Annotated in this window: 10 protein-coding genes; 6 read left to right on the top strand and 4 right to left on the bottom strand. The window is 61.8% G+C overall.

All coding sequences use genetic code 11. The annotated features are described in order from the left end of the window. Positions 1 to 23: 23 nt before the first annotated feature. The 5 genes from GA0061102_RS14440 to GA0061102_RS14420 are packed head-to-tail and all read left to right on the top strand — an operon-like array spanning position 24 to position 5,675. On the top strand, positions 24 to 1,382 hold the full coding sequence (locus tag GA0061102_RS14440; RefSeq protein ID WP_092849098.1) for an FAD-dependent oxidoreductase: 1,359 nt from the start codon (positions 24 to 26) through the stop codon (positions 1,380 to 1,382). After that, positions 1,379 to 2,536 (top strand): CaiB/BaiF CoA transferase family protein, encoded by a 1,158-nt coding sequence (locus GA0061102_RS14435; protein WP_092849090.1) that lies wholly within the window; start codon positions 1,379 to 1,381, stop codon positions 2,534 to 2,536. The genes GA0061102_RS14440 and GA0061102_RS14435 overlap by 4 nt, the downstream gene beginning before the upstream one ends. Further along, positions 2,533 to 3,309, top strand: coding sequence for an enoyl-CoA hydratase-related protein (locus GA0061102_RS14430; protein WP_092849086.1), 777 nt, complete (start codon positions 2,533 to 2,535; stop codon positions 3,307 to 3,309). The genes GA0061102_RS14435 and GA0061102_RS14430 overlap by 4 nt, the downstream gene beginning before the upstream one ends. Before the next feature lie 35 nt (positions 3,310 to 3,344). Next, positions 3,345 to 4,268 (top strand): LysR family transcriptional regulator, encoded by a 924-nt coding sequence (locus GA0061102_RS14425; RefSeq protein ID WP_092849083.1) that lies wholly within the window; start codon positions 3,345 to 3,347, stop codon positions 4,266 to 4,268. A gap of 12 nt (positions 4,269 to 4,280) precedes the next feature. After that, entirely contained in the window at positions 4,281 to 5,675 is a 1,395-nt protein-coding gene (locus GA0061102_RS14420) for an amidohydrolase family protein (protein ID WP_092849077.1), read from the top strand. An 18-nt stretch (positions 5,676 to 5,693) separates the two neighbouring features. On the opposite strand, the gene GA0061102_RS14415 is transcribed toward GA0061102_RS14420, so the two are convergent. Both GA0061102_RS14415 and fdxA read right to left on the bottom strand, forming a co-directional pair. Then, complete coding sequence (locus GA0061102_RS14415) at positions 5,694 to 6,584, bottom strand: dihydrodipicolinate synthase family protein (RefSeq protein WP_092849071.1); 891 nt, start codon at positions 6,582 to 6,584, stop codon at positions 5,694 to 5,696. 21 nt (positions 6,585 to 6,605) lie between these two features. Further along, a complete protein-coding gene (gene fdxA / locus GA0061102_RS14410; RefSeq protein WP_092849066.1) occupies positions 6,606 to 6,947 on the bottom strand; it encodes a ferredoxin in 342 nt (113 codons plus the stop codon). Between the two features lie 576 nt (positions 6,948 to 7,523). On the opposite strand from fdxA, the gene GA0061102_RS14405 reads away from it, so the two are divergent. After that, positions 7,524 to 8,309, top strand: coding sequence for a CDP-diacylglycerol diphosphatase (locus tag GA0061102_RS14405; RefSeq protein WP_245298019.1), 786 nt, complete (start codon positions 7,524 to 7,526; stop codon positions 8,307 to 8,309). Between the two features lie 256 nt (positions 8,310 to 8,565). Here the strand turns inward: GA0061102_RS14405 and GA0061102_RS14400 are convergent, their stop codons facing one another. Next, a complete protein-coding gene (locus GA0061102_RS14400; RefSeq protein WP_245298018.1) occupies positions 8,566 to 9,453 on the bottom strand; it encodes a hypothetical protein in 888 nt (295 codons plus the stop codon). A gap of 258 nt (positions 9,454 to 9,711) precedes the next feature. Then, positions 9,712 to 18,852, bottom strand: a complete 9,141-nt coding sequence (locus GA0061102_RS14395) for a YDG domain-containing protein (RefSeq protein WP_092849052.1) — start codon at positions 18,850 to 18,852, stop codon at positions 9,712 to 9,714. Positions 18,853 to 19,015 lie beyond the last annotated feature (163 nt).

Below are 19,015 nucleotides of genomic sequence, written 5' to 3'. Positions count from 1 at the left end.
TAAAAAACATCGAGGAAACACCAATGGAACAGGTTATTCGTCAGCCTGCACGGGACATCCGTGTCGTCGATCGCTCCGATGTAGTGGTGGTCGGCGGGGGGCCGGCCGGAATTGCTGCGGCCGTATCGGCGGCACGCAACGGCGCCAGCGTCACGCTTCTCGAACGCTATCCCTATGTCGGCGGACTTGCTGCCGGCGGCATGGTGCTGGTGCTCGACGACATGATCAACGAGCTCGAAATCACCGTGCGCGGCATCTGCATGGAGATGATAGAGCGCATGAAGCGCTGGGGGCTCTGCGTCACCCCCACCGATCGAGATCGCCTGATCGAATTCCGCGACACGCCGGAGGCATGGCAGCGCTGGGCTCGCTGGGGGCTCTTCGATTTCCATACCCAGTCGATGCCGCATCCGATCTGCTTTTCGGCCGCCTTCGATCCCGACGCCTTCAAGCGCGCCGCCTACGATATGATCGGTGAGGCGAAGATCAAACTTAGAACCCATAGCTGGTTCTCCTCGGCGATCGTTGAGGGTGGTGCGATCAAAGGCGTGATCTGCCAGACGAAAGAGGGCATGCAGGCGATCCTCGGCGATGTCGTCATCGACACGACAGGTGATCTCGATGTGGCGGCAAGCGCGGGAGCCGATCACGTCGAATCCAACTTCATCCTGACGACTGTGTCCCGCTGGGGCGGCGTCGATACGGAGGCGGCGGAGCGTTTCGAGCAGCAGGAGCCCGAAGCCTTCAAGGCACTTGATCACGAAGCCAAGCGGCTGATCGGCGGGTGCTGGTCCTTCTGGTGGCTTAAGACACCACTGCCAGGCGTCGTCTGGCTGAACTGCCCGCACATGCCAACGCTAAGCGGCCTGAAGGTCGAAGACCTGACCAAGGCGGAGATGGAAGGCCGCTCGCGTATCGCCAAGTTGCTCGACTTCGCCCGCGAAAAAATGCCCGGCTTCGAGAATGCCTATGTCGTCGATTTCGCGCCGCAGACCGGCGTGCGCCAGACACGCCTACTGCAAGGCGATTATGTCGTGACGAAGGACGACGTCATGACGCGCCGCCATTTTGCCGACACGGTCTGCCGCGGCCGCGATTATTACACGCCCTACCGCGCCATGCTGCCGAAGGAGGTCGACCAGTTGATCGTCGCCGGCCGGCATTATTCGGCAACGCCGCAGGCGCAGAAGTCCAGCCGCGAGATCCCGCCCTGCATGGCGATGGGCGAGGCGGCCGGTGTCGCCGCAACGATCGCCCTCAACGCCGGCACGACCGTCCGCAAGGCCGATATCCGGGCAATTCAGAAACAGATGAGGGCTCAGGGCGCCGATCCCGGCGACATTCCCTCGGAAAACGCGACATATTTGGAGGCTGCAGAATGACGACTTTGCCACTCGACGGAATCCGCGTGATCGATTTCACGCAAGTCATGCTCGGACCATGCTGCACGCAGGTTCTGGCAGATTATGGCGCCGAAGTCATCAAGATCGAAAAGGTCAAGATCGGCGATCTCTCGCGCTGGTCGCTGGGCTCCGATCCGGATGGTCTCAACAATCCGGTCTTCTGCTCCTTGAACCGCAACAAGAAGAGCCTGGCGCTCGATCTCAAAGACGCGAGCGCCCGCAATACCGTCCAGGCGCTGCTCGAGACGGCCGACGTCGTCGTCAACAACTTCCGGCCTGGCGTCATGGAGCGCATGGGCTTCGGCTACGAGGACCTGAAAAAGATCAATCCCCGCCTGATCTACGCCGTCGGCACCGGGTTTGGACTGACCGGTCCCTATCAGCACAAGGGCGGCCAGGACGTGCTGGCGCAGGCCGTCTCCGGCGTTATGCGCCGCAAGTCCGACAACAGCCACCCCACGTCAATCTATGCCACGCCGCTTGCCGACTATTCCGCCGGCATGCATCTCGTCCAAGGCATCCTTCTCGCCCTCCTGCAGCGCGACAAGACCGGCGAAGGCCAGCAAGTGGCCGTCAGCCTCTACAATTCCATGATCGCCATGCAGATGCAGGAAGGCACGACGCATCTGATGCGGCAGAAGGATCTGAATTGGGGCGCCTTCCCCCTGACGGGCGTCTTCGAGACGACGGACAGCGCGATCGTCATGGTCGGCGCCTTCAAGCCAAACCCCTTGCGCGATATTTGCGAGGCGCTTGAGATCGAGGACCTGTCGCAATATCCGCACTACAAGGATTTCGATGCACAGATGGCGCGGCGGCCGGAATTGCAAGCGATCTTCCGCGACAATTTCGCCAAAAACAGCACAGCGCATTGGATCGAGCGGCTGGAGGCTGTCGATATTCTTTGCGCACCGGTGCGTTCGCTGCCGGAGGCGCTGAGGGACGAGCAGACCATCATCAACAAGATGATCCTCGAGGCAGGCGAGACCGCCGCCGGCCCGATCCGCCTGATCGGTTCGCCGATCGATATGTCGGCCGCGCAGGTGAGCGTGCGGTTTGCGCCGCCGCAGCTTGGCCAGCACAATGAGGAAATTCTGGCCTCGCTTTCCGGGCTTCAGGGGGATGCTGCATGAGCGTCTCGTTTACGGTAGAGGACCGCGTCGCCCGCGTCACGCTCGACCGCCCCGACCGGATGAACGCGGTCGATGCCGAGACCGAGGCCGCACTCGAGGCGATCTGGACGGAGATCGAGCGTCGCGACGATATCAGCTGCGTCGTCCTGACGGGCTCTGGCGAGAAAGCCTTCTGCGCAGGCGCCGACCTCAAGGGCGGCAGCGGCAGTTCCGGCGTCGATTACTGGACGGTCGGGCGGGAAAACGGTTTCGGCGGCCTTGCGTTCCGCCGCTCGCTCGACGTGCCCGTCATCGCTCGCGTCAACGGCTATGCGCTTGGCGGCGGCTTCGAGATGGTGCTCGGCTGCGATATCGTCATTGCGGTGGAAACAGCCCGCTTCGGTCTGCCCGAAGCCCGCGTCGGCCGCATGCCGCTTGATGGCGGCATGGTGCTTTTGCAGCGCAAGATCCCCTTCAATCGTGCCATGGCCGTGATGCTGACGGGGCGGCAGTTCGGCGCGCAGGAAATGGCAAGCTACGGCGTGGTGAACGAAGTCGTGTCGGCTGCAGAGCTGGACGCCGCCGTCGATCGCTGGACCGCTGACATCGTCGCCTGTGCGCCGCTGTCGCTGCGGGCCATCAAGCAGACGGTCAATCGCACGGCGCATTTGAGCCCGGCCGAGGCTCAGGCGCTGCGGACGCCAGCCCTGATCAAGGCCCTTAAGAGCGAGGATGCCACGGAGGGTGTGGCTGCCTTCCGCGAGAAGCGGGCGCCCGTTTGGCGCGGCAGATAGGCATGCTATAGCTTCGAGATTGCCGAGGGCTTTTCATGCATGCCAGCATCCTGAAGTATTTCGCCGAGGTCGCACGTTCCGGATCGATCCGCAAGGCATCCGACGAATTGCATGTCGCGACCTCGGCCGTCAGCCGCCAGATCAAGAAACTGGAAGACGAACTCGGGACGCCGCTGTTCGAGCGCTTTTCCGACGGGCTGCGGCTGACGTCTGCAGGCGAAATCGTGCTGCGTCACGCCAAGGATACGCTGCACGAATATGAGATCATGAAATCCAATCTCGGCGATCTCCACGGCAAGAATACCGGCCGGGTTCATATCGCCGCCTTGGACAGCCTCGCGATCCAGTTCCTGCCGGAGTTCGTCTCCGGCTTTCACAAGAAGCATCCGGCGGTGGATTTCCGCATCCGCACCGATAACTACAACAATATCTTCCGCTTTCTGGCGGAAGGCGACGTCGACATTGGCGTCACCTTCGATCTTGCCCGGCCGCACGACATGAAGCTGATCCACGGCGTGCGCATGCCGCTAATGGCGATCGTCGCAAAGACCCATCCGCTCGCAAGGCAGAAGTCCGTGACGCTGCAGGAATGCGCCCAGTTCAACATGCTGCTGCAACTCGACAATGAAGTGATGAGTTCGATGATCGCAGTGGAACTCGGCGCGCTCAACCGCGTCGGGCGTACGCTGGTGGCGACAAACAATCAGATGATGCTGAAACCCATGATCCTTGCCGGCGAAGGTGTCGCCTTCTTCACACCGCTTGGCTTGCTGCGCGAGCTGGAAGCCGGCGATGCCGTCGCCCTCTCGATCGCGGGATCGAAGCTCCAGGATCTCGAAGTCGGCATCGTCGTCTCGCGCCGCCGGCAACTCACCCATGCGACGGAGGTCGTCGCCCAATCGATGGGCGAGGAGCTGTCGAAATTCGCCGGGAAGATCAACACGCTGGTCTCACGTTAGAGGAAACCGATCATGGCACCGCGGTTGCTGCTTAGTCCAGGTCATGCGCCTGCCCAAAGGATCACCGACGGTGCTGAGCTGCCGCAAGCGCTTCAATCTTTTGGCCTGCAGCCCGGCGACCTGGCTCTGCCCTCGCCCGTCAATGCCCATGACCATGGCTACGGCATCCGCACCCTCGATTTCGGCGTCGTCGACGATGCGCTCGAAGTGTGGATACCCGGTCTGAGGCTGCGGCCACGCACGGATCCATATCTCGAAGCGCTCGTCGCCTTCGGCCGCCTTGCCGGAACCGGCGTCGGCGCAACGATGCATTGCCATAACTCCTTGAACGTCGATCGTCTGGTCGACGAGGCTCACGCAGTCATGCGGGCCGCCCTCGACATCGGCATTCGGCTTGCGCTCTCCTGCCCGCTGCTCGACCATGATGCCTGGGCCTATGATGGTGGGCCGCAACGGCTGCGGCCTTTTCTATCTCAGGATGACTGGCAGGCGCTTGCCGGCACTATCCCCAGCTATGCGCCGATCCACACGCAGCTCGCAGCCGTCGAGGCAGTTGCCGCTGCCAATACCAGCCCGTTGATCGACGTGCAGTATGGGCCGATCGGGCCGCAGTGGTGCTCGAACGCTCTTCTGGAGGCGATTGCCGAGGCTTCAGCGCTCCATGACCGGCGCATCCACATGCACTTGCTCGAAAGCCCGCGCCAGCGCATCTGGCTCGACAGACGCTTTCCCGAAGGCGTTGTCACCTATCTCGACAAAATCGGCTTCCTCTCGCCGCGGCTCGCCATTGCCCATGGCGTCCAGCTAAGTCCCGACGAGTGCGAACTGCTTGCCGAGCGCGGTGTGCAACTCGTCAGCAATCCCTCTGCCAATCTGCGTTTGCGCTCGGGCATTGCCCCGATCGTATCCACGATCAAGCCTGGCCGCCCGGCCTTCGCCATCGGCCTCGACGGCACCGGATTGGACGACGATCAGGATCTATGGCGGGAAATGCGGCTCCTCTATCTCCTGCAGGGCGGGCGTAGCCTGACGCGACGCTTGACGGCACAGAATGTGTTCGATGCCGCGATCCGGGTGGGCGGCCAAGTGATCAATGCAAATGAAGCCGAAGACTTCACCATCATCGACTATCGGGCCCTGATTGCCGAGGCACTGTTCGACGATGTCGACGAGGCGGAAGTGCTGTTGACCCGCATGAGCGCGCGGCATGCTACGGGCCTTGTTGTCGCTGGCCGGGAAGTGATGCGTCAAGGAGAGCTGACGGGCGTCGACTTCGATGCGGCCTTGTCCGAGCTGCTGGCACAGGCAAGAGCCGATCTGCCAAGGCTTGAGAAGCAGCGCCCTCTCGTCAAAGCGTTATCCGAAGCGACACGCACCTATTACGCAGGTTGGCCCGGAATCGCCTGAAACCGGACCAAAGCAAGATCATGCATCGACCAGAGCCCCGATTCGCAACGCATCGAGACTTTCAAGCCTCGTCCTGTCGGTGATCGGCATCTGCGGCGGTAGTACTTTATTCCAGACCGTATTACCGGCGCGTTTGCCGACGAGATGCTTCACCGCTGGAATAAGGGGATGGGTGGAGATGGCCTGTCGCAGGCCACGGACCTGTTCCAACAGCTCGGCATTCTCCTGATCGCGCCATAGCTGTTGCGACGAGCGAGGATCGATATTGACGGTCGCGGATATGCAGCCGGCGTAACCATCGCGACCGGCATCGGCAAGTGCCGCCTCGCTGCTCGGGAAGACGCCGAAGCCAGCGATTTTGGCAAGCTCGCGCGTATAGGCAAGATTGCCGGAACTATCCTTTGCCCCATGGATCCGCTCCGGAAAAGCCTGCGAAAGCCGCGCTGACAGAGCGGGGGAAAACTCGATGCCGGTCAATTGCGGAAAGTTGTAGAGGTAGATCGAGATCGGGGTCTCTGCCGTCATTCTCACAAGCTCGGCGAACCAGGCGAACAAGCCATCCTCCTCGACAGGCTTGTAGTAATAGGGCGGCAGCACGAGTGCTGCCGCAAAACCGAGATCGAAGGCGCGGCGCGTCAGTGCTGCCGTCGTTTCAAGGTCCGGCGCGCCAGTTCCGACCATTAGCCTGCGGCCATCCAATCCATGTGCCGCAGTCGTCATGAGAGCGGCGCGCTGGACGGCGGAAAGGGAATTGGCCTCGCCCGTCGTACCCAGCACGTTCAGGAAATCGCAACCATTGTCCAAACACCAGCGGGCATGCTCGATGAAAGCGTCGGCATCGATGTCGCCATGATTGTCGAAAGGCGTCGGCACGGCGGCGATCACGCCGGCAATCCGGGTCTGCGTCACGAGAAGGCTCCTCCCATTCTATTAGATTCTGTTTTCACTCGGGCTGCGATAGGCCGCCACGAAAGGATGATCAAGGCTGGTGATGCGGCTCTTGTCCCAACCGCCGGGAGCGCCCCAGCCGGTGACATCATCGGCAAAAAAATCGCGATTGACATCGCGCAGAAACAGCCGCTCTGCCGGCATTTCCTCATCCCACAAGATAGCGTCGACCGGACAAACGGAAAGACAGAGCCCGCAATTGATGCATTCTTCCGGCTGGATGTAGAACATCCTGCCGCCCTCATAAATGCAATCGACAGGGCAGGCCACCGTGCAGGCTCCATCCTTCGTATCGATGCAGGGTTCGGTAATTACGTAAGCCATGACGTTCGCCTCGCGGCGCTCTGAAGGGCGCCTTTAGCAAACTATGGCAAACAAGAGCGTTCTGAAGAAGCGCCGATTTTCGGCTCTTTCATTGCCAAAACGGCAACGCTCGGGCCGAGCGATTGGCGGTCGACGAGCAGATGGTTTGCGGGAAAATGCGGCTCTATCCGCCCGAGACAGAGCCGCATCGGGAAATGTCATGCTGCGAGACCGGCCGCGCCCATAAAGCGGGCAGCACACCTTCGGGATCGACCTCGGAACAGATGATCGTTCCGTTCCACCCGACCACATAGCGGGCCAGCATCGAGCTCGGATCGGGTCGCGCGGTCAATGGGATCGATCGGGATATCAAACGCAATATGGCTCCAGTTGCCGAAAGTCTGTCGCAAACTCTTCTGAAAGCAAGAAGCGGGCCATCCGTTGAATATATTCTGGAATGATGTAAGTACTTTCTGCCGTCTAGGTAATCCCATGGCGAGGCCGCCTTGCTGTAACGGGATTTTGGCTGGTCGTATCGACGAGAGTCGATATGTTTCATTAACCCGATAATGACTGTGGCTAGCTAGGGATTGCCGGTTGGAAAACCTTTCTGGATTGCGTGTTTCCAAGCGGCGATACCGCCTTGCACTTCTGTCGACCGGCATCCTTCTGGTGGTGGCTCTCGGCAGCTCATTCGCCAGCCGCGCCGCCCTGAGCCTCGCCGTTGAAAGCTGCAGGCTCAATTCCACTCTGACCGGCGCCGCATTTCCCTGCCTCAAGGTCGTTCAGAAACCGCAGCCCCTGGCGTCCTATGCAATCCTGCGGGAGCCAACCCACAAAGAGCGAACCATTCTCACGCCGCTTGCCGATGTCAGCGGCATAGAAGACAAGCGTCTTCTGGTTCCCGACGCACCCAATTACTTCCTTGATGCTTGGAACGAGTGGTCGATCGTCATGGGCGACCATGCGAACCGGGATCCGTGGCGGGATGCAGCATTGGGGATCAACGCTGCAAGCAACCGTACGCAGGACCACCTTCACATTCACATGGGATGCGTATCCAGCAGCTTGAAATTGGCGTTGAACAGTCATGCAGCCGACATCGGCGCAGAAAAATTTCAGCGCATAAACACCAAATCTGCCTGGCGATCCTTCTGGGTAAGATTTGTCAGCGCCGATCAATTTGAAAATATCAACCCATTTCAGCTTGTTGCAGACGACGTTCCGCACGCGCGCGCAGATATGGAGAACGTCACAATCGGCATCGTCGGAACCTCACGGCAGGACGGGCAGCAAGGTTTCTACCTGCTTGCCGAGATCTTTGGTGACAACGATTCCTACGGTTCGGCAGAGGAATTGGTCGATCCAAAATGCCGCTTATAAACAGGCGGGAACGGAGGCGCCTCGAGCATGCCCGAGCCAACAGGCTCTCCCTCGATATTTGCGAAACGTGTAGCAAGGTAAGCCGCCGACACCCGCAAGTCGGCAGGGCTGAGTAAGTAACAAGATTCCGAACGGCCGGATGAAGGCCGAACTTTCCACGCCTCGCGGCTTCGGCTAACGCTCAGAACTCTTGTCAGATCACAGCAGGATACAGTCTCGCGACGCAATCCCGAAGTGACCGAAGCCCGCTAGCCTTTCAACTTTCACCGGCAACCGCGTGTTTGTCGGATGCAAACGCGATTGCTGCCGAGGCTTCTTCAAACGCATTATTTAGAATGAGCAGTTTGCACGCCTGGGCGCGGGCATATTGCTCGTAGAAGCCGCGCGAGATCCAGATGGGTGAATGACCCCGCCGCCCGCTCCACCCCATACACCCGATCGATTCGGCAGCCGAAAGCTTGCGGCTTGTATGGGCGCGGGAGAGACCGGAGGATCGCGCCAGATGGGAAATAGCATTCACATCGGTAAGATACCTGTTCTGCTCCGGCAGCCTCTCGGGGCCAATGCCAACGACGAGGCGATCCATCAACAATCCACCCGCGTCGGCCCAGGTGAAAGTCGCAGAAAGGGGCCTGGGAATGCGCATCTCCGGGCTCGATAGCAAAACGTCGGCGACACCCGGCTGCATACACGCGAGCATGCTTTCAGGATGCCCTAGGAACCGGACGGCCCTGTGCCCACCGTCGACAAGGTCGAGGGCTTCAAAATGGACGGCGTACCACTGGATCAGCATCGACAAGGCCGCAGGGGACGGAACCACCTGGCCCGTAAGGCCATCAGCGGCATCGTCGGCCAAACGAATGACATCGTATTTCAGCACCTCGTCGAAGAACGCGTGAGCCGTATTGCGGCTGGCGATCCCGTGCTGGAGGGCGACATTCGCAAAAGCTCGCCGCGTCAGTCCGCGCCTGCCAGATGCGGCAGCGCGAAAATGACAGGCAAGGGCTGTGTGGTACAGGAGCCAGCGCTGCTGCGTCGCGAAAAGAGCTGCCACCCTCGGGGAAGTCTCGTGCTCCGCGATAAAACTCCTTGCCAACAGCAACATTGCGCGCGGGAAGGCTTCCGCCCCGATCAGAAGATCCACCCCGCTCGTCGCAGCCGCTGCGATTTCGCGCGGAGCACCCGACGACCGGGTTGTTGGAAAATCATAGACTTCACCCACGGGGAAACGCCCTTAGCACCATCAGCTGACAGGTGTCCAAATCACACAAGCGAGCCGCTCCCGGACAGCCATCGGTCCCGGAATGGGCGAGATCAGCAAAATACCGATCTGCCGGAGAAATACCCCGTCCCCCCGCTTCGCTGGATGCGCCTGTTCCAGCCAATGATCTGCAATTCCGTCTCATGGCGCCGGTTGCACGACACAGGCCGCGCCATCGCCGAGGCAGACGACGGTGCCGTCGAAGCGCGGATCAACGATATAAGGGCTGCCATCATTGCCCGTCCCATCGCCGGCGAAGGTCGGGGCGCCGTCTTGCCCCTGGACCGGCGGCAGCGGCGGCATGTCGGGAGCGAAGCTGCGCGGCGTGTTGATGCTTGCCAGCTCCGTGGTCGGGCTTGTGGCGGTCACCGTCAGCACGCCGCCGACGAAGCTGAGATCGTAGTTGGCCGAGGCTGTCAGCGAACCCTGGCTGATGGCATAGCTGCCCGGTCCGGAAACTCGGTCGGCCGCGGTCGCCAGCTGACCGAAGAGGCGGTCGCCATGGACGAGGCCGGCACCGCCGATCGTGTAGGTGAAAAGCGGATTGGCGACGCCGCTGAACCGGCTGGCGTTGTTGGCGGTCACCGTGATCGCGCGCGGCGTCACCGTCAGATTGCTGCCGGTGTAGCCGATGGCGTAATTGGCATTGCCGAGCGTGCCGAGACCGATCGCATAGGTACCGATGCCGGAGCCCATCGTGGCTGAGCTTGCAAGACTGCCCGTCAGCGTGTCGCCATTGATGAGACCGTTGACCGTGTAGCCGAAGACCGGATTGGCATCACCATAGGTGCGGCTTGCATTGCTCGCGGCGACGGTGAGCGCGCGCGGGGTGATCAGAAGATTGCCGCCGATAAAGGTCAGGTCATAACTGCCCGAGGCGGCAAGCGAGCCCTGCGTGATCGCATGGTTGCCGACGCCGGAGGTGGCGGTGGCCAAGGTCGTCAGGCTGCCCGTGAGGCTGTCATTGTTGACGAGCCCTGCGCCGCCGATCGTGTAGCTCAGCGCCGGGTTCACATCACCATAGATGCGGCTTTGATTGTTGGCCGCGACGGTGATTGCCCGCTTGCTGATCGTCAGGTCCGCAGCGGTGAAGCTCAGGTCGTAGTTGCCGGAAGCGGCGAGCGTCCCCTGCGAGATGGCATAGATACCGACGCCGGAGGCAGCCGTCGCCAAGGTCGTCAGGCCGCCGGTGAGGCTGTCATTGTTGGCGAGACCTGCGCCGCCGATCGTGTAGGTCAGCGCCGGATTGGCATCGCCATAGGCACGGTTCTGATTGTTGGCCGCAACCGTGATTGCCCGTTTGTTGATCGTCAGGTCCGCGCCGGTGAAGCTCAGGTCGTAGTTGCCGGAGGCGGCGAGCGAGCCCTGGGTGATGGCGTAGGTGCCGATACCGGAGGCAGCCGTCGCCAAGGTCGTCAGGCCGCCGGTGAAGCTGTCATTGTTGGCGAGCCCCGCGCCGCCGATCGCGTAGGACAGCGCCGGATTGGCATCGCCATAGGCACGGTTCTGATTGTCGGCTGCGACCGTGATCGCCCGCTTGGCGATATCGGCCGTCGTGCTGGCCACATCGGATGTAAGCGTATAATTGCCGGCGTCCACACCGCCGAGCGTCAGGCCCGAGATGTTGACCGTCTTGCCGATGCCGGCGTTCTTGTCGGAGAAGGTGCCAGTGGCACTACCGACGGTCAGCACGTCATTTCCGATCATGCCGTTGAAGACCACGCCCGAGGTGTTCAGCGTTGCATCGGCATTGCCGTCATAGGTCTTGTTGCCGGCCGTGATGCCGCCGATCAAAGAGATCACCGCCTTGATGATGTTGGCCGTATCGGTGCCGCCGGCCAGCGTATAGTTCGAGGCCAGACCGGCATTGCCGCCGCTGCCGTCGCCAAGCGCCAGCGTGCCGAGATTGAAGCTCAAGCCGGATCCCGCATTCTTGCTGGCGAGCTGGCCAATACCGCTCAGCGTCAGCGTCTCGCCATTGGCGAGGTTGGAGAGCAGCAGATCGCCGGCCGAGACATTGGCGGTGCCGTCATAGGTGCGGCTGCCCGAGAGGCTGATCACGCGCTGGCTGATATCGGCCGTGGTCGTGGCGGTGGAGGCCAGCGTATAGTTGCCGGCATCCGCGCCGCTGAGGCTGAGGCCTGAGATGTTGACCGTCTTGTTCGATCCGGCATTCTTGTCGGAAAACGCGCCGGTGATGCCGCCGCCGAGCGTCAGGACATCATTGGCCACCATGCCGTTGAAGATCACGCCCGAGGTGTTCAGCGTTGCATCCGTATTGCCGTCATAGGTCTTGTTGCCGGCTGTGATGCCGCCGATTGCCGAGATCACCGCCCTGGCGATGTCGGCCGTGGTCGTGACCGTGCTGGAGGCGAGCGTGTAGTTGCCGGCATCCGCACCGGAAAGCGCCAGCCCGGAGATGGTGACGGTCTTGCCGATGCCGGCATTCTTGTCCGAGAAGGCTCCGGTGATGCCGCTGCCGAGCGTCAGGACATCATTGGCCACCATGCCATTGAAGACCACGCCTGACGTATTCAGCGTTGCGTCCGTGTTGCCGTCATAGGTCTTGCCATCGGCCGCGATGCCGCCGATCGACGATATGACAGCCTTGGCGATGTCGACCGTGTCAGTGCCGCCGACCAGCGTATAGTTCGAGGCAAGGCCACCGGTGCCGTCGCCGAGCGCCAGCGAACCGAGCGTGACCGCCTTGCCCGACCCGGCATTCTTGTCGGCCATCGCGCCGATGCCCGACAGCGTCAGCGTCTCGCCCGTCACCAGATTGCGCAGGCTGAAGATCGAGGCATCGAGATCGGCGGAACCGTTATAGGTGCGGCTGCCCGAGAGGTTGATCACACGCTGGCCGATGTCGGCCAGCGCTGCGGCCGTAGTCGTATCCAGCCTGTAGTTCTGCGCATCCACACCACCCAGCGTCAGGCCGGAGATCGTTACCGTCTTGCCGGTTCCGGCATTGGCGTCGGCGAAGGCGCCGGTGGCGGTCGCCACCGTCAGACTATCGTTTGTGATCATGCCGTTGAAGATGGCGCCCGATGTGTCGAGCGTCGCTCTGGCCGAGCCGTCGTAGGTTTTGCCCGAAGCTGCGATGCCGCCGATCGAGGTAATGATGGCGGGGGTTATGTTGGCAAAGCTGGTATGGCTGGTGATGCCAAGTTGGTAATTGCTGGCATCCGCGCCGTTCAGATAGAGGCCGTCAATGGCGACCGTCTTGGAATTGCCGGCATTCTTGTCGGAGAAGTTGGCGCTCGTATAGGCCACATGCATGTCATCGGTGCCGACGACCGGGATCGTGAAGATATTGGCGGTGGCCGTGATCGTACCGTCATAGACCTTGTTGTTGGCGGTGATGCCGGTGAAGAACACATAGGCCTTGACAATATCGGCAAGGGTCGTCGCGCTGCTGGAGGCAAGCGTATAGTTGCCCGCATCCACGCCACCGAGCGATAGCCCGGTGATACCAACCGTCTTGCCGGTCCCGGCATTCTTGTCGGAGAACGCGCCGGTGGCGGTCGCAACCGTCAGCGCGTCACCGGCGATCATGCCGGTGAAGCCCGCGCCTGACGTGTTCAGCGTTGCACTCGTGTTGCCGTCGTAGGTCTTGTTGTTGGCCGTGATGCCTGTGATCGAAGAGATCAACGCCTTGGTGATATCGGCCGTCGTCGTCGCGGTGCTGGAGGCGAGCGTATAGTTGCCCGCATCCGTGCCGCCGAGCGATAGCCCGGTGATGCCAACCGTCTTGCCGGTTCCGGCATTCTTGTCGGAGAAGGCGCCGCCGGAGGTCGCAACCGTCAGCGCGTCACCGGCGACCATGCCGGTGAAGCCTGCACCCGAGGTGCTCAGCGTTGCACTCGCGTTGCCGTCGTAGGTCTTGTTGTTGGCCGTGATGCCGGTGATCGAAGAGATCAGCGCCCTGGCGATGTCGGCCGTTGCAGTTGCGGTGTTGGAGGCAAGCGTATAGTTGCCGGCATCCGCGCCGCCGAGCGTCAGCCCGGTAGTACCAACCGTCTTGCCGGTGCCGGCGTTCTTGTCCGAGAAGGTGCCGGTGGAGGTCGCGACCGTCAGCATGTCCCCGCCGACCATGCCGGTGAAGCCCGCACCCGCCGTGTTCAGCGTCGCGGCGGCGTTGCCGTCATAGGTCTTGTTGTTGGCCGTGATGCCGGTGATCGAAGAGATCGTCGCCGTGGCGATATCGACAGTACCAGCGCCCAGAACATAGTTCGAAGCCAGGCCGGTACCATCGCCGAGCAACAGCGTGCCGAACGACAGTGCCTTGCCTGTGCCGGCATTCTTGTCGGCCATGGAGCCTGCGCCGGTCAGGGTCAGCGTATCGCCATTGGCGAGATTGCCGACCGACAGATTGGTGGCCGCGACGTCGGCGCTGCCGTCGTAGGTGCGGCCGCCCGAAAGGCTCAGCACGCGCTGCGAAATCGTCAGCGCGCCGCTATAGTCGACATAGGCCGTGCGAGGACCGTTCTCCGTCACCGAGACGATATCGGGGTCAGAATAATTGTAGGTTCCGGCATTGGTCGTGCCCGCAATCGCGCTGCCCCAAGCAAACGAAACATTGCTTGTGCCGACGCCCGTCAGCGTCGCGCCGGTGATCGCAGTATTCGCGTCGCCATAGCTCCGTGTGCCGTTCCCGATCTTGACATAATCGTCATAGAGCCCGGTGCTGAGCGAGCGCAGCATCATGTTGCCACCATTCGCGCCGCTCGTTGATTTGCCCCAGATGCCGGCAAAATCCCAGCCGGCATTGATGAAGGTGAACGGATCAGCCATCTGTGCCGTCGTCAGACCGGTCATGCCGGTTGAGGAGCCGCCACCGGTACCGTTGGTCTGTCCGGTCGTCGTCGGGTCCCAGAAGGAGGCCGTGACCGTTGCATCGTTCGCGCCGGTCAGCCCGCCGCCGCCGCTGACCGCGCCAATCGCGTAACTGTTGCTGATCGTGCCGTAGTTGAAGCCTACGAGCCCACCCACGGTGTCGGAGCCACTGACAGCGCCGCTGGCATAGGTGTTGGTGATCGTGCCGTAGTTGGAGCCCGCCAGTCCACCCACACTATGGTCGCTGCTGCTGACGGAGCCGGTGGCATAGGCGCCGCTGATCACGCCGGTGGCGGCGTTGAGGCCCACCAGCCCACCGGCACCGGAAGCACTGCCGCTGACGACACCGTTAGCATAGCTGTTGGTGATCGTGCCGTAGTTGCGGCCTACCAGCCCACCCATATAGGCGGTGGTGCCGCTGACTGCTCCGGTGGCATAAGAGCTGCTGATCGTACCGCTGTTCTCGCCAACCAGCCCGCCAACTTCAATGTTGCCGGAGACCGCAGCGGTGCTATAGGAATTGCTGATCGTACCGCTGTTCCAGCCGACCAGCGCGCCGACCTTGGTGTGGACGCCCGCGACCGATCCGCCAACCAGCCCGACATTGCTGATCGATCCGTATGAGGCTCCGAACAAGCCAACATAGTCGTAGCCGCCCACGATGAGGCCGCTTATGGTGTGGTTATCACCGCCGAAGCTGCCACTGAACAACGTGTTGGTGTCCCCGAGCGGCACCCAGCCGCCCGTCGACCAGATGCCGGAGGCGTTAGCGCCCGACGTCTCGCTGGCGTCGATATTGTTGGCGAGTGTGTAGCTGCCGGCAAGGTTCGCGCCGATCAGCGCAAGCTGATGCAGATTGGAGATGGTGACCACACCGTTCGAATCCGCCGTCGCGGCCTCCGAGCGCAGGATCGGCCGCATGTCGCCGACCTGATACCAAGTGTTGGCGAAATCCCAGCCGGAATAGCTCGACGCGTTGCGCATTTGCGCGGTGGTGAGGCCGGTTGCCGAAAACGTGCCGGAAAAGGATTGACCGTAACCGCTAGATCGTCCAGTCGTGGAGACATCCCAGAAGCTGTTGGTGATGGTGCTATAGAAATTTCGGCCCACCAGGCCGCCGACAACTGCACTCCCACTAACCGCGCCGGTTGCGTAGGCGTTGTCGATAGAGCTTGCGGAATCATTATAGCCCACTAGTCCGCCGACATATGTATTGCCGCTTACGGAGCCAGTGGCATAGGCAAATTTGATTGTGCGATCATTGAAGCCGACCAGACCACCGGCATAGGTACTCGAGCCGTAGGTTGTGCCGGTCGCGTAACTATTGCTGATCGATCCATGATTGTGACCGACCAATCCACCGACGTCATAGCTGCCGGAGATGGCAGCGGTGGCGTGGCTGTTGTTGATCGAACCGGCATTCCATCCAGTCAGCCCTCCGACATATTGCATGCCGTTGACCGTGCCGGTCGCGTAAGCGTTGCTGATCGTGCCGGTATTGTTTCCGACCAATCCTCCCGTATAGGAGTAGCCATTGATAAACTCGCTGATCAGTCCGATATTTTGGATGGTCCCCGCCGAGTTACCGAACAGCCCGAGAAAACCAGCCGCTCGGTTGACCGTCAGGCCGGTAATGGTGTGCCCCTGGCCGTCGAAGTTGCCGGTAAAGGCAGCACCGTAGCTGCCGACAGGCATCCAGCCGCTCGTCGACCAGATATCGGCGGCATTGGCGCCGAAGGTGGCGCTGGCGTCGATATTGCCAGCGAGTTTGTAGCTGCCGGCGAGGTTCGCGCCTATCAGCGCAAGCTGGTGAAGGTTGGAGATGGTGACGACGCCGTTTGCGTCGGCTGTCGTGGCTTCCGAGCGCAGGATCGGACGCAGGTCTCCAGACTGATACCAGGTGTTGGAGAAGTCCCAGCCGGTGTAATTGGAGGCATTGCGCGCCTGAGCTGTTGTCAGGCCAGCCGCTGAGAACGAGCCGTAGTTTTCACCATAGCCGGACAACTGACCGGTGGTTTGGAAATCCCAGAAGCTGTTCGTGATGTCGGAACCATAGTTATTGACCCCTACCAGGCCTCCGAGGGAAAAAAGGCCGGTAACGGCGCCGCTGGCATAGGCATTAGTAATCGTGCCGTAGCTCGCTCCGACCAAGCCTCCGATTTGACTGGTTCCGCTGACTACGCCGGTGGCGTAGACGTTAGCGATTGAGCCCCAGCTGTATCCCACCAAGCCGCCGACCCAATTGGCGTTTCCGGTGACAGCTCCGGTCGCGTAGGCATTGGTGATTGTGCTACCATTCATACCCACAAGGCCGCCGACATCAATGTTGCCATTGACCGCACCGGTGGCATAAACGTTGTTGATCGTGCTGTAGAAGCCGATCCCCACCAAGCCACCGACATAGTCGTGGCCTGTGACGGTCCCACCGATCAAACCGACATTCGAGATAGTCGCGCCATCTTTGACATAGCCGAATAGGCCAACATTATCGGTGCTGGGGCGGTTGATGGTGAGCCCCGAAATTCTGTTGCCTCCGCCGTTGAACGAGCCGGTGAACGCCGCGCCGTCTATCCCAATCGGCGCGAACCCCGCTCCATTGCTCCAGATGGCCGTGCCAGAGGCATCGATATCACCCGCGAGCTTCCAATTGGCGGAGAGATAGGCGCTGGATGAGCCAATACCTTGAAGGCCGTAGACATCCGCGACCGCATAAGGTGTGGCGCTAGTGCCGTCGCCGCCGGTGACACGCAGGAAAGACGTACCGTCGGTGATGCGGAAGTCCTGCGCGGAGAAGGCCGGCAGCGTCGCGCTGTTCTGTACCCAGTTGCCCGAGGCGAGGATGAAGGCGCCAACATTGACGGCCGCCTGCGCCGAGATCGTGCCGCCGGAGGAGACGATCAGGCCGCCATTTGCCGTAATCGCGCTGTTGATGTTGATGTCCGATGCCGCCGCAAGCGTCAGTGTGGTGAGCGCATTCCAGTTGATCGGTGCTGCCACCGTGATGGTGCCCGCCTGCGGATTGGCCGCATCCGACGTTGATCCCGTCGTCACCGTGACATTGGCGGTCTGCAGCGCATTGGTGAGCGTGTTGACATTGATGACGCTGTCATTGCCGCTGGCTGTGAAGCCGGAGGAGTTGCTGTCCGTCGCCGTCGAGATCGTCACATTGTAGGGATCAAGCAGCAGATTGCCGACGGAACCATGCGCCGCCGTCAGATCGGTCAGACCGGCATAGGAGAGAAGCGCCTTGCCCGAGACTTCGACCTCGCCGCCATTGCCCGAAAGCGCCCCGCCCTTGGCCGTGATCGTGCCGGCAAAGCGGGTGAGATTATCCGACCACAGCACGACATTGCCGCCATGGCCGGTGGTGATCGCATCGGCATGGATGACCGTATCGGCATCGACCGTCAGCGTCTCGGCATGCTGCAGCGTGCCCTTACCCTGACGGTTGCCACCGATGTTGACCGTGCCGCCGCCGGTCTTGCCCGAGGCATTGATCTTCGCGCCTGCCAGCGTGATCTTGCGGCCCGTCACCTGCACCTTGCCGCCCGAGCCGTGCCTGCTGCTCGCATCGATCTTACCCGAGATCGCAACCTCGCCATCGCCGCCGGACAGCACGATGTCGCCGCTTCTCCCCGAGACACCCTTCGCCTCGATCGTCCCCGACATGTTGACCGCCTGCCGCGCCATGTCCTTGGCGGCTGCCGCCGTCAGCTGCACCGTGCCACCCCTCGCCGAGATCTTGCCGCTGTTCTCGACCAGCGCCCCACTGCCGCCTGCCTTGGTCGGTACTGCCACCTGCAGAAAACCGTCGCCGGACAGATCGAGCGTCGCCTGTTCGCCCGAGCCGAGCGCCGCCTTGCCCATCGGCACGGTGATCACACCGGTATTGGCGACCGTGCCGCCGATCAGCGCCATGTAGCCGCCGCGATTGATGGTGATCGCACCGGCATTCGTCACCGGCGCCGAGGCGCCATTGCCGGTGAAGCTGCGCTTGCCGGCCATGAAGTCGTCGTCGGAGATGCCGAGCGTCGAGGCGACGAAGGCGCCGGCCTTGATCGTCCCGGTCTTGGTAATGGCAATGCCGTTCGGATTGATCAGATAGACCTGGCCATTGGCGTTGATCTGACCGGCGATGGTCGAGCGTGTCTCACCGGTGACGCGATTGAGGATGGCGGCATTGGCATCGGGCTGGACGAAGGTGACGCGGTTGCCCTTGCCGACGTCAAAACTCTGCCAGTTGACGACGGCGCTGCCGCTCGCCTGGTTGATCGTCAGTGCCCCTGCCGACGGCGTCCCGATCGTCGCACTGCCGGCCGCCACCTGACCGCCCGTCGGCAGCGACTGGGCCAGCACCGCCGTCGAATGCACCAGCGCCGTCGAGGCCAGAAGCGCCACAAGCCGGGTCTTGTGGGAAAGCATCATGCGGGTCGTCTGTCGGGTCATCACTTTTATCCTAGAATTGAAACGCCGCGGCGACGGTAAATCGGTTGTCGTTGGAGCCGTCGCCGAAGCGCTCGACGCGGCCATATTCGAGATTGAGGTTCATGCTGTTGAAGCTCGCCTGTTCGGCCGCCGCCAGCCGCAGGCCGAGGCCATAGGCCGCGCC

The organism is Martinezella miluonensis (assembly GCF_900094545.1).
In the GTDB taxonomy this organism is placed as follows: domain Bacteria; phylum Pseudomonadota; class Alphaproteobacteria; order Rhizobiales; family Rhizobiaceae; genus Rhizobium; species Rhizobium miluonense.
This window is presented reverse-complemented; position numbering and strand designations above follow the sequence as displayed.